Origin of the sequence: Bacillus cereus group sp. MYBK15-3 (assembly GCF_051916765.1) — a bacterium.
Lineage (GTDB): Bacteria > Bacillota > Bacilli > Bacillales > Bacillaceae_G > Bacillus_A > Bacillus_A cereus.
In genome coordinates, this window is record NZ_JBQAHG010000003.1 from 312,193 (window position 1) to 324,975 (window position 12,783).

Sequence of the window (12,783 nt, forward strand, 5' to 3'; positions counted from 1 at the left end):
GTTCTTAACACTTAAATGTAATGAAAAATATTACAGTATAATTGTTTTTATATCTTTTTTATCGTCACAAAAAATATTTATAGGAAGGTGAAACGGTATGATGTCAAATAATAATCATGTTTTAAAAGTAGGAGATTGGGTTCGTGGAATATCAAATGAAGGTGAATTAATAGTTGGTTATATTGTATCACTTGATGATGTAGAGGATATAGTTACAGTTAGTATTGTGAAACGTGACGGCCAGTACACAATAAACGAAGCGATTTTACTCTTTAGTAAACACGTTAACAAACTCCCTGAATCAAAGGTAATAAATACGGAACAAATCCTTTATCTTATAGATCTTGCATTATTAACAGGGGATGAAGAATGGTTTATCGAGCTTTCTTCAAAATTAAACTCGATAAAAGAGCTAGTTAATGAGGGATTTTAAAATTTAAACTTTTGAGGGTGCACACAATCCGCCTTATGAAGAGGACACAATTACTTTTCGCATAAAAGGAAATGATGTAAAAACAATGCATTACAAACATAGAGCTATCCCTGAAGAAGAGCCGAACAAACTACAATTAAGATGATATTGAAGTGATTTGTTTGTGTGTGTATTCCTGATAACGATAATTATGTAAATGAGCTGTCCATATGGGGCAGCTTTTTTGCTTTTTGCTCAGTGTAGCTTTTTAAATTGTATATGAATTCAATATTAATAATATATATCCTAAAATTTGGTTTTTGTATTTTGGGATTTTTTTCTTTTTACCTACATTAATTATTTATTAGAATATCTTTTATGTTTAAAATAAGATTTTTTGATAAAAGGGGATATAAGTATCTTTATAATAAGTCACCTAGAAAAACAATGTATTATTATATTTTTTTACTAACTAATTCAGCTTTAAGCGATAAAAACAATGGCTACATGCTAACTGTAAAATATTATCCATATAAAATTATTCCTCTTTAATATTTCTGAAAATATAAAAATATTAATTTTATAAATATACACGTTATAATGAGGGCGTCGAGAGAAATTTTATTATCTCTGGAGAAAATATAAAAAATGCGATTATTAGTAAGAAAGGTGTGTGATTAGAGGCGAAATGTATGTAATGTGCTTCAGTGGCTTGTGTAAGCAATATCATCAGTGCTACCGAAGTTATGAAGGTAATGTATAGAATTGAGAAAGAAATGCCTCGCAAATGAAGAGAGGCCGGTTTAGCTAAAATTACTGTTAAAAGTAAAAAAGAGAAACCATTAAAGTAATACACTGTTATTAGAAATGTTGCAACGTATTTATGAAGTCTATTCTATATTGTTCTCTTAAGGGGTCTTTATATAAAGAGCGGATATTACGAGTAAACTTTTTTGTGAACGCTAACAATTATATTAGGACGCTAATTAGTGAATGTTTCAATTTGGATTTATTATGATGAAGGACATACAATGTGGGGCAACTTGTAAGGAATTCATTTTCCAGAAAGGGAATATTTGTTAAATGTAAAGAGAGATGCAGGAATAGATACAAGGGGGAGTTATTATATGAACGGGAATACTGCAAAGAAAATAGAAGTTCAAGCTGAAAATACCGCACCAAAAAATGAGCAATATGCAGATCCGAAAAAGTGGCATAAGCAGGATACTACATGGGCACTGAGTCTATTTGGAACTGCAATTGGAGCAGGGGTGCTCTTTTTACCGATTAATGCAGGTTCAGGTGGTTTATTATCTTTACTACTAATTACATTACTTGCATATCCAGTTATGTACTACTCACATAGGGCGCTTGCTAAAATGATATACGCTTCTAATTCTGCTGATGAGGGGATCACAGGTACAATTAGAGAGTATTTCGGAAATAAAGCGAGTATCATTTTTAACATCGTATATTTCGGTTCAATTTATACAATCGTACTAATGTATTCGGTTGCGCTTACAAACACTGCAAGTAGTTTTATCGTGCATCAATTGCACATGCCAGAACCTCCAAGAGCTATTTTATCACTTGTATTAGTTCTTGGTCTTATCGCTATACTAAATTTTGGTCAAGATATTACTGTAAAGGTAATGAGTATGTTAGTGTATCCTTTCATAGTTTCTCTACTTTTTATTGCAATATCTTTAATTCCACAGTGGAATACGTCAATGCTTAGTTTTTCAGCTGTTTCAACTGCTTCAACAGGAACAGGCTATTTTGGGGCGATATTGATGATTCTACCAATCATCGTATTCTCATTTAATCATTCACCTATGATTTCATCATTTGTTGTGAAACAGAGAGCTACGTATGGAATCGAAGCCACTGATGCTAAATGTGCGCAAATACAAAAGGTTTGTTATATCATGACATTCGCTGTTGTTATGTTCTTCGTTTGGAGTAGCGCATTGAGCTTGACTCCAGATGATATAAAAATGGCAAAAGAACAAAACTTATCAATTCTTTCATATCTTGCTAATGAGCTTAATTCGCCTGTAATCACTATTGCAGCTCCAATTATTGCTTTTGTGGCTATTACAAAGTCTTTCCTTGGCCATTATATCGGAGCATTTGAAGTAATGCGTGACATGATTATTAAGTTCGGTAAATCACGTGGAAAAGATATTGAAGAAAAAACAATTAAGACAATAATCCTTACTTTTGTTGTATTATCATGCTGGTTTGTTGCTTATACAAATCCAAGTATTCTTGGACTTATTGATTCTCTAAGCGGTCCTTTAGTTGCTGCTATCTTATGTCTATTACCGATGTACGCGATTCAAAAAGTTCCAGTACTAGCTAAATACAAAGGGAAAATGAGTAACGTATTTGTTATTATTGTAGGTGTACTTACTGTCTTAGCAAGTATTAAATCATTATTCTAATTCACTACTGTTGGTTTTAGTATCAAAATAGTTGGATCTGAGAAAAGAAGGAGCAAGTTTTGAATAGTTTTTTTCAAAACTTGCTCTTAAAATATTCTAATGAATTAATTTTACAAATAAGTTTATTCATATTAGTCATCTAGCATTTTGGTTATATACTCATCCAATATTATCAAGACCTAAATCGAGAAATTTTAAATATCAAGCGCCTAACGTATTATATATCCCTAATATGTTAGGCGCTTTTATTTTGGATAATAAATTTTGAACCTGAATTTGAATAGTATCTCTATTTGATGCTTATTTAATATTGTAAAATTTGTATTGAAAATTCGAGGTTTTAAAAGTACTATATACATATTCAAACATTTGAAGATGTATATGGTACTTTTGAAAATTGAGGAAAAGTAACGGAGGGATTTCAATGGGAAACGAAATGCAACAATTTAAAGCAGATTTCTTTAAAGCCTTAGCACACCCTTTGCGAATAGGTATCTTAGAATTATTGTCAGAAGGTGAAAAAAGCGTAAACGAAATTCAAGATATTCTAAATAAGGAAGGTTCAGCTGTTTCTCAGCAATTAAGTGTACTACGTTCAAAAAACATTGTTGTTGGTAGAAAAGATGGAAAAAGAGTTTTATATTCTTTACGAGACCCTATTATTGTGGATTTATTGGTGGTTGCACGGAAGATTTTTAACAACCATTTAATCGATACGATTTCAATGTTAGAAGAGCTAGATGGAGCAGAAAGTGAAATGATGGCTAAGGAGGGATAGGTTGAGTATTGAGGTTAAGAAAGAAGATATCATCCAACATGGGATTGAAACATTTCGCTCATTAGGAGCTCATTACGTTTGTGAAGTTTGTATAAAAAGTGGAAATTCTTGTTGTTTTTCATGCCAACATTTACAAGATGGAGTTGGATGTCGAAAAAGAAATACTGCTTGTACAGCTTGGTTATGTGGAATTCAAGGTTTTTTATTTGATCAAATAGGATTACTGGATGAATGGAATCGTTTTTGGAGTGAAATTCCAGGACAAATGTTTCGTAGAGATATTACTCCAGATAAGGTAAGGATTAGATCGTTTATTGATACGAAGAAGCTAGATAGTCGAGCCGGAGAACGTCTAGCAGAAAGATTGAAATCCTATGTACAACAAGGTGGAGATATAGGTGAATTGGAGTGTCATTTAAGTAAAACATATAGTAAATATTAGGATGGTTTTTCTTTTTGTGAAAAGGACAATTTTCTGTATAAGGGACCGAGAAATACATTTGTAATCCAGATCTATTAAAAATAGAAAAGAAGGGTTTGTAATGAGAAAGTTATTTACAGGAAGGTTTGAAGGATATTCATTAGCACATTTTCAAAAGGATCTTCTTTCAGGAATGATTGTTGGAGTTGTTGCGATTCCACTTGCTATGTCTTTTGCTATTGCCTCTGGTGTTAAGCCAGAGTATGGGATTTATACAACCTGTATTGCTGGAATACTCATTTCACTGTTTGGTGGTTCGAAGTATCAAATTGGAGGACCTACAGGTGCTTTTGTTCCGATTCTTTTAGGAGTTGTAATTACCTATGGATACGAAAATTTACTACTCGCGGGTTTGTTAGCTGGAATTATTTTATGTCTTATGGGAATCTTCAAGCTAGGCTCTTTAATTAAGTTTATTCCACGTCCTGTAACAATTGGTTTTACTTCAGGTATTGCTGTTATTATTTTTACGGGACAAATTGCTAGTTTTTTAGGTTTAACAGGTATAAAAAAGCATGAGGAATTTCTAGCGAATTTGAAGGAACTCTTCACTCATATCAGTACTACCAATTTTTATAGTGTTATAACTGCTTTGATTTGCTTTTTTGTTATACTCATAACACCAAAGATTTTACCAAAAGTGCCTGGTTCATTAGTAGGTGTTGTTATTTCAACTGTAATTGCAACTGTATTTTTCTCAGGTTATGTACCTACTATTGGTACAGCATATGGTACGATTCCAAATACACTTCCTCATTTTGATATACCAGAAATCACATTAGAACGTATAAAGCAGTTAATTGGTCCTGCATTTGTTATTGCGATGCTCGGTGGAATTGAATCACTTTTATCCGCTGTCGTGGCAGATGGTATGACAAATAGTAAACACAACAGTAACAAAGAGCTTATCGGTCAGGGGATTGCCAATATTGTTACCCCGTTATTTGGCGGAATTCCGGCAACTGGAGCGATTGCACGTACAGCAACTAATATTAAGAGTGGAGCTGTATCTCCGATGGCGGGTGTTATTCACGGAGGATTTGTGTTATTTACACTTCTACTGTTAGCGCCATATGCTTCACATATTCCACTTGCTAGTATGGCCCCGATTTTAATGGTGGTAGCTTGGAATATGAGCGAGCAGAAACATTTTTATCACATACTTAAAATGAAGACGGGAGATTCTCTTGTATTATTGGTAACATTTTTACTTACTGTATTTACTAGTTTAACAACAGCTGTAGAGATTGGTCTTATATTAGCTATTATTTTGTTTACAAAACGTATGAGTAATATGCTTGTCATATCAAAAGTGCTTCCTGATCATACAAAAAGAAATGAAAAATTGCTACCACATGTGGTAAATAAAGCTCATGATTGCCCACAAATTAGCATTTATACAATAGAAGGGCCATTATTTTTTGGGGCTGCTCAAACATTTGAACAAAATATTTTAGCGACTATTCATTATAAACCTAATGTTTTAATTTTACGTATGGGAAAAGTTCCTTTTATTGATACCACAGGAGAGTCTTACTTTAGGAATATTGTTCAGCACTTCAAAAAACAAGGTGGCGTACTTCTTATTTCTGGAATTCAATCAGAGCTAAAAGCCAATCTAGATAAGAATGGATTGTACGCTGAGATTGGGGAAGAAAACTTTTTTAATCATACCGGAGAAGCAATTAATTGTGCTTTAGGACATCTGAATACAAAAAAATGTATAGGGTGTAAGCATTTTGCTTTTCATGAATGTACAGGGCTTTCTCAGCAATCTCAGGAAATCAATACAATAAAGAATAAAGAAAATGCATTAGATTTTTAAAAATTTCACTTCACATACAAAGTTTGTTTGAGTTAATCTACTTTTTTAATCATTTTATTAAAAAAGTAGAGAAGAAGAAAGTTTGCTTTGGAGAATGTGGAGAAGATTTTTTACAAGGTGTGAACAAGTAGTTTTTTTATACATTCAATAAATAAGTATCAAACAGCAAGAAGAGAATATTTTCCGTACATTTAAACGAAAAACGGAAATTAAAAATAATATTTATTTAATAGAATAAATGAAAACGAGTGGAGGAAATAAAAATATGCCTAATTTACCAAATTGTCCAAAATGTAATTCAGAATACACTTACGAAGATGGGAATCTTTTTGTTTGTCCAGAATGTGCTCATGAGTGGACTTTAGAATTAGAAGCTGAAAATAGTGAAGATACAAAGGTAATTAAAGATGCAAATGGAAATATTTTAAACGATGGTGATTCTGTAACAGTAATTAAAGATCTTAAAGTAAAAGGAACTTCATCAGTTGTAAAAATTGGTACAAAAGTAAAGAGTATCCGATTAGTTGATGGAGATCATGATATTGATTGTAAAATTGATGGTTTTGGAGCTATGAAATTAAAATCTGAATTCGTTAAAAAGGTATAAATACAAATTTTGTTACATCAAAATTAGTTTGAAGTTAATGAATATACACTGTTTTTCAGCTGTACCCCGTGCCCGACAACTTAAGAATTTCGAATTACCCCGAAATGATAAAATGAACTTTTTGGTTATGATTCAGCAGATTTTTTTTGAGTACCATGAAATTTTAGCTTGCTAGCGATATAGTACTGCCGAAATATTTGAAATAGCTATAAGACTATTCTTTCGATGGTATGATGAAAGATGTGGAAAAGGAATAGGTCTCAATCAGACCTCAATATTAATCTTCACCATTAGCAACAAAAAACCACCTCTCATAAAGGTGGTTTTTCAGTATTAATATATTTTAATTAATCACGTCTAAATGGACCTTTTGGAGCAATTAGCTCTAAATTAGTACTATCTGAATCGGGGGAAGTAGGCAATTCCTGTACCAAATCCAGTTTTCTAGCCGTCTTCTTGAAAGATAATTGGTTCGTCATCTGGGTGCTATCCTATGCCCATCAAGCTAACAAAATGGATTGCCTCTGAAACAAAAATGATTTTTATTACTATAAAAAACGTAAAGTATCTGTTTTTAGAAAAAATTAATTTTTATAAATTGATGGAGATATAACTCAATTCTTTTATATATGTAGTTAAATATGATTGTCAGAATGAACTTAAAGTAATTATGATTTCTAGAAATACGAACTGATGTTTTGAATTGGTTTAAAGTTGCTGGAACAAAATAAAACCAATTGAGCAAAAAACTTGCAAAAATAAAAAGAGAGATGTATATTAATTGATGTATCAATAATTGATACATCAATTAATATTTTAACAAGAAAGAAAAGGAACATTTTATGAAGGAAATGTTCGTAAATATCAGTGGAGAAGAACGCAAAATACTTATTCATGTTCTATTACAGATGCAAAAAAATGTAGAGAATATTAAAGAATAGAGAGTGTAGGGGGCAGAATAGTGTGGAAATAATCGCAGCTATTTTAGTCGGGATCGTAGCATTAGAACATTTGTTTATCATGATCCTTGAAATGTTTTTTATTGATTCAAAAGTAGCGAAACGTGCTTTCAAATTACCGAAGCATTTAGAAGGAGATCGAAACGTAGCCATTATGTTTGCAAACCAAGGTTTATATAATGGATTTTTAGCGGCTGGTCTCATTTGGGGACTTGTACTTGGGCTCAATCCAATTGGTTATATGGTCCAATTATTTTTCGTGATTTGTGTGGTGATAGCAGCTATTTTCGGAGGTTTCACATCTAATAAATCAATTATTGTGAAACAAGGACTTCCAGCTGTTTTAGCATTGGTTGCCCTTTTATGTATAATATAGAATCAAAGTTTTTCAATAAAAGAACTCATTTTTGAAAAGAATACGCTATTCTTTCTTTAGAATTATAGGAAAGGATGGCGTTTTTGTATGTCTATTTCTATATGTAGTGAATTATAACTATTCTCTCAAGGGACTCAACTGCTTTTCAGCTTTTGGATATATTTTCATCCATCTTTGTTTCCTCCTATTGTTGGATAGTGTAATAATTGATAAAAATTTTGATGAAATTGGATTATAACGATTGATCAAAAAAGTTAGTGATTAAAAATATTATTCTTTAGTACATACATTTTTAAGATGTTAAATATATTTCATAATAGTCTCTGTAAGATAGGGATAAGTAGAATAGTACTTTTTATAACTTTGAATGTCATTCATAATAGCACCAGTAAGAAGAAAACAGGCTTTACGGTACTACTAGTTACCAAAGATGTTACAGTAGTTTATTTAGAATCAGATTGATTGAAAGGTTGTACTATATGGCCTAATAATTTCGGAAAAATGTCGGTGTGGCATAAAACAATTATGGAGGTTAAAGATATGAGTACTTCAAATTTGAATGAAATAAGTAAACAAATTTTAAAAGAGGAGGAAACACTTCAATTTTCCTCTTTTACAAATGAAGATGCCTTGCAACTAGGTTTATTTATCGTTGAAACAGCAAAGCAAGAGGGGAAATTGATTGCTGTTGATATAACGAAAAATGGTGTGCAATTATTTCATTTCAAGATGACAGGGACAAATGAGGAAAATACGAAATGGATTGAGCGTAAAAAACGAGTCGTTTCCCTGCATGATCGTAGCTCGTATTATATGCAGATACAAAGTGAAATAACTGGGGTCTCCTATAATGAAAAATATCTTTTAGATACTTCAGAATACGCTGCGTTTGGTGGATGTTTTCCTATCAGAATAAAAAACGTAGGGGTTATTGGAATGATAACAGTTTCAGGATTACCACCAGAAGAAGATCACGAATTGGTAATAAGGGCAGTTAAAAATCATTTGAAGCAATAGTAAAAATAAATGTGATGGTTAAGTAAAAGCCAAGAATGAACATATTATTGTTCGTTTTTGGCTTTTTATTATTTTTTCTTATAGTCGGCTAAGAGGGTTCTTTTACAGGTAGTATTTAATTTTACAATGTTCTTTAAATTGCATCGTTTTGTTCGAGTGAGCGAAATTGCTGTAATTGAAGATGCTCTAAATTAATGTGAAATTTGGTGATTAAAGTAGCTACATTTCATATTTGTGTAAATATGAAACAAGCAGGATACATGAATAGAGAATGGGTAAAATAGTACCGAATGATGATTAGATTTTATGAATGATGTTATAAGGCTTTTTTTAGGAAAACTGAAGGAAGCAGTGTGTTTAGATTTAGAATGACTGGCAATGGGTGCTAGGAAGTTCAATGATTCAAAAATGAACTCATTTAAACGCATACTATCTTCGAGATGTATCATTTTGAAGAATATTAAAACTTAGGAGGGACGGAATTATGACAAAAGATTTCTATACTGCACTGAAAGAAAGACGTACTTACTATGGGATTAATAAAGAGGTACAAGTATCGGATGAAAAAATTAAAGAAATCGTGGAGTTTGCTGTGAAATATACTCCATCCGCTTTCAATTCTCAAACTGCACGATTAGTTGTATTATTTGGTGAAGCTCATGATAAATTATGGGATATTACCACTGAAACATTAAGAAAAGTAGTTGGAGATGGAGACTTTTCAGGAACGCAACAAAAAATGGATTCTTTTAAAGCTGGTTATGGAACAGTATTATTCTTTGAAGATGAGGCTATCGTTAAATCGCTTCAAGAAAAGTTTGCTGCATATGCTGAAAACTTCCCAATTTGGTCACACCAAGCATCAGGCATGCACCAATTAGTCGTGTGGACAGGTTTAGAAGCAGAGGGATTAGGGGCATCATTACAACATTATAATCCATTAATTGACGATGAGGTAAAACAAGAATGGAATGTCCCTGCTAATTGGAAACTAATTGCACAAATGCCATTTGGTAATCCAACAGCTGCACCAGGTGAAAAAGAATTCCAACCACTTGAAGAGCGTGTGAAATTTCATAAGTAATATTCGAATGTAATAAAATGGAAATTTAATCAGTGGTGGTCTTACTGTCCGCAAATAGCAGGGGAAGCTAACTGTATTGTAAAAATAAAACTGTTTATTAATAAAAAAGCTTATTCGTTTTTTTTATTAATCGAGTATGTATGAATAAAAGATTTTAAAACACTATTTTAATCTGTAAGGGAACAAGGTGATCATTTTGATCACCTTGCTTTATTTCTTACATTTTATTTATTAAAAAACGCTAGCTTTTCATAAATGCTTGAAAAATTAGCGTTTTAATAATAGGTATCTGTAATTTGATTACTTAAAACTATATACGAAAAAGCTTTTATGTTATTCCTCAAGTTCTATCCATTCCTGTGACCATTCTTCTATTCCGCGAATAATAGCTTCTAAAGCAAATCCTTTTTGAGTTAAAGAATATTCTATACGAACTGGTGTCTCAGGAAAGACTTTACGTTCGACAATTCCTTCTAGTTCTAATTCTTTCAATCTTTCTGAAAGTAATCTTCCGCTAACAGGAAGAGAAGATTCAAGTGTACAAAAGCGCTGAGATCCAGAAAAAAGTTGGTAAATAATTAGTGCTGTCCATCGTTGACTAAAAAATTTCATTCCTTTTTCAAAGCGAGGGCATAATGTAGAATCATTCATTTTCCTTCACCTCCTAAAATAAATTATATAACATCTTACTATTAGTAACAAATGTTTTTATAATTAATTACTTGACGTAAATTGATTACGAATGTATACTCACTTACATAAAGTAACTAAGTTGTTTTATGTAACTAAAACTCTTTTCTTTAAATGGCCAAAGTTGTAATGATACATATTGCATATAAGCTGAGAGAAAAAAGAATAGCATCTGTAAAAACACTTACGTTGTGTAAGTTAAACAATAAAAAATATAACAATGGAAGAGAATTTTAGAGATTCTCTATACTAGGAGGTACCAAATGGTTACAACAGATACAATTCATATGTTAGAAGATAAAATTCAATTTATACATCAAGATGGAAAGGATATTTATTTAGTAGGCCCTATCAAATTGCCAATTAATTTATATGGGGAGACTAAAGTTTTTCAATGGTATTCTTGGTTACAATGTAGTGAGGTTACAAATAGTGTAGAAGGAATTATCGAAAAACTCTCATCTATTAATTTAGCTGATATGCAGCAATCTAGTGTACTTGTATATGGTGATTTTGAGAATTCTGAAGATGCCCTAATTCGTATGCATAGTATTTGTCACACCGGTGATATCTTTGGTAGTAAACGTTGTGACTGTGGATTCCAATTAAAGCAGTCTTTACAAATGATTACAGAACATGGTTCAGGTGCTTTATTTTACTTAGCGAATCATGAAGGAAGAGGAATTGGCTTGTTTAGTAAAGCGATGACGTACCTCTTGCAAGAAAATGGGTTAGATACAGTAGAAGCTAATCTGAACCTAGGTTTTGAAGATGATGTTCGAAACTATGATGATACAATTGAAGTATTAAAAGCGCTACGCTCAAAACCTGTAAAACTTATTACAAATAATCCGAAAAAATTAGAAGCGTTACAAAAAGCTGGATTAAATGTTACGAGTCGTGAACCGTTATGGGGTGATGTCTCAGAGTTTAATGAGAAATATTTGCAAACGAAGATTCAGCGTTCTGGACATTTTGAAGGGGGACACTTACATGCTTGAGCATGAATTGTATATGAAGCTAGCACTAGAAAATGCCAAGGCTATGAAGGGACAAACGACTCCAAATCCATTGGTTGGATCTGTAATTGTAAATGATAATCGAATTGTAGGGGTCGGAGCACATATGAAGGCCGGAGAACCACATGCCGAAATACATGCGATACGTATGGCTGGAGAACAGGCACGTGGTGGTACAATTTATGTAACTCTTGAACCTTGTTCTCATCATGGTAGAACAGGGCCTTGTGCTGAAGCAATTGTACAAGCAGGAATTAAGAAGGTAGTAGTTGCTACACTTGATCCAAACCCGCTTGTTTCTGGACGTGGAATTAAAATTCTACAAGATGCAGGTATTGAAGTACTTGTAGGAGTGTGTGAAGAAGAATCTAAAAAAATGAATGAAGTCTTTAATAAATATATTTTGACAAAGCGCCCATTTGTAACGATTAAATCAGGAGTTACATTAGATGGGAAAATCGCTACGTCTTTATCGGGTAGTAAGTGGATTACATCTACAGAAGCAAGACAAGAAGTACACCAAATACGAAACGAAAATGCGGCTATTTTAGTAGGAGCGAATACTGTTCAAAAGGATAATCCATCATTGACAACGCGTATTCCAAATGGCCGAAATCCAATTCGAGTAATATTGGACTCGACATTACGCATACCGATGGAAGCTAACGTTGTTACAGATAGAGAAGCTCCTACCTGGATATTTACAACAAGTAATCATGCAGAGGAAAAAAAGAAAGCATTAGAAAATGCAGGAGTTAAAGTATTTGTTACTAGCGGAGAAAAGCATATAAACTTACATGAAATGCTTGATGTTTTAGGACAAAAAGGAGTTTCCTCCCTGCTTATTGAAGGTGGTGGAGAAGTAAATGCTTCGTTTATTGAAAATAAACTAATGGATAAAATTATTTTATATTTCGCACCTAAAATTATTGGAGGTAGATTGGCGCCTAGTTTTGTAGAGGGGACTGGTATTACTAAAATGAAAGATGCAATTGAATTTAAGGATATATCATTTACCCAGATTGGAAAAGATTATAGATTTATTGGCTATCCAGCATATCGGAAAGATGAGCAATAAGGGGAATAAA

12 protein-coding genes and 1 pseudogene are annotated in these 12,783 nt (G+C 32.5%); 12 read left to right on the forward strand and 1 reads right to left on the reverse strand.

The genetic code is table 11. The annotated features are described in order from the left end of the window. Window positions 1-97 precede the first annotated feature (97 nt). The 10 genes and pseudogenes from ACTFR8_RS15720 (at window position 98) to ACTFR8_RS15765 (ending at window position 9,986) form a co-directional block, all read left to right on the forward strand. The gene (locus ACTFR8_RS15720; RefSeq protein WP_153600156.1) at window positions 98-433 is read left to right on the forward strand and encodes an IDEAL domain-containing protein; all 336 of its coding nucleotides are present in this window, start codon (window positions 98-100) and stop codon (window positions 431-433) included. 7 nt (window positions 434-440) lie between these two features. Next, window positions 441-578: pseudogene (locus ACTFR8_RS15725) on the forward strand (DUF3888 domain-containing protein); the annotation flags it as partial. Between the two features lie 961 nt (window positions 579-1,539). After that, window positions 1,540-2,859, forward strand: a complete 1,320-nt coding sequence (locus ACTFR8_RS15730) for an aromatic amino acid transport family protein (protein WP_001014183.1) — start codon at window positions 1,540-1,542, stop codon at window positions 2,857-2,859. Between the two features lie 424 nt (window positions 2,860-3,283). Beyond that, window positions 3,284-3,637 (forward strand): ArsR/SmtB family transcription factor, encoded by a 354-nt coding sequence (locus ACTFR8_RS15735; protein WP_000526189.1) that lies wholly within the window; start codon window positions 3,284-3,286, stop codon window positions 3,635-3,637. Between the two features lies 1 nt (window position 3,638). Then, a complete protein-coding gene (locus ACTFR8_RS15740) occupies window positions 3,639-4,079 on the forward strand; it encodes a hypothetical protein (protein ID WP_000021461.1) in 441 nt (146 codons plus the stop codon). Between the two features lie 100 nt (window positions 4,080-4,179). Then, on the forward strand, window positions 4,180-5,943 hold the full coding sequence (locus ACTFR8_RS15745; RefSeq protein ID WP_001228488.1) for a SulP family inorganic anion transporter: 1,764 nt from the start codon (window positions 4,180-4,182) through the stop codon (window positions 5,941-5,943). Window positions 5,944-6,208: 265 nt separating this feature from the next. Then, window positions 6,209-6,550: a zinc ribbon domain-containing protein YjdM gene (locus ACTFR8_RS15750; RefSeq protein WP_001133198.1), complete on the forward strand. Its 342-nt coding sequence runs from the start codon at window positions 6,209-6,211 to the stop codon at window positions 6,548-6,550. A 963-nt stretch (window positions 6,551-7,513) separates the two neighbouring features. Then, window positions 7,514-7,885: a DUF1304 domain-containing protein gene (locus ACTFR8_RS15755; RefSeq protein ID WP_000402471.1), complete on the forward strand. Its 372-nt coding sequence runs from the start codon at window positions 7,514-7,516 to the stop codon at window positions 7,883-7,885. A 501-nt stretch (window positions 7,886-8,386) separates the two neighbouring features. Beyond that, complete coding sequence (locus tag ACTFR8_RS15760) at window positions 8,387-8,902, forward strand: heme-degrading domain-containing protein (RefSeq protein ID WP_002061924.1); 516 nt, start codon at window positions 8,387-8,389, stop codon at window positions 8,900-8,902. 484 nt (window positions 8,903-9,386) lie between these two features. Continuing rightward, on the forward strand, window positions 9,387-9,986 hold the full coding sequence (locus tag ACTFR8_RS15765; RefSeq protein WP_000158938.1) for a nitroreductase family protein: 600 nt from the start codon (window positions 9,387-9,389) through the stop codon (window positions 9,984-9,986). 333 nt (window positions 9,987-10,319) lie between these two features. Here the strand turns inward: ACTFR8_RS15765 and ACTFR8_RS15770 are convergent, their stop codons facing one another. Continuing rightward, window positions 10,320-10,637: a winged helix-turn-helix transcriptional regulator gene (locus tag ACTFR8_RS15770; RefSeq protein WP_001000104.1), complete on the reverse strand. Its 318-nt coding sequence runs from the start codon at window positions 10,635-10,637 to the stop codon at window positions 10,320-10,322. A gap of 302 nt (window positions 10,638-10,939) precedes the next feature. Between ACTFR8_RS15770 and ACTFR8_RS15775 the strand changes: the two genes are divergently transcribed. Both ACTFR8_RS15775 and ribD read left to right on the forward strand, forming a co-directional pair. After that, window positions 10,940-11,677 carry a GTP cyclohydrolase II gene (locus tag ACTFR8_RS15775; RefSeq protein WP_000258865.1) on the forward strand — a complete coding sequence of 246 codons (738 nt, stop codon included), beginning with the start codon at window positions 10,940-10,942 and terminating at the stop codon, window positions 11,675-11,677. Beyond that, window positions 11,670-12,773 (forward strand): bifunctional diaminohydroxyphosphoribosylaminopyrimidine deaminase/5-amino-6-(5-phosphoribosylamino)uracil reductase RibD, encoded by a 1,104-nt coding sequence (gene ribD / locus ACTFR8_RS15780; RefSeq protein WP_000889430.1) that lies wholly within the window; start codon window positions 11,670-11,672, stop codon window positions 12,771-12,773. Before ACTFR8_RS15775 ends, ribD begins: the two co-directional genes overlap by 8 nt. Window positions 12,774-12,783: the final 10 nt, after the last annotated feature.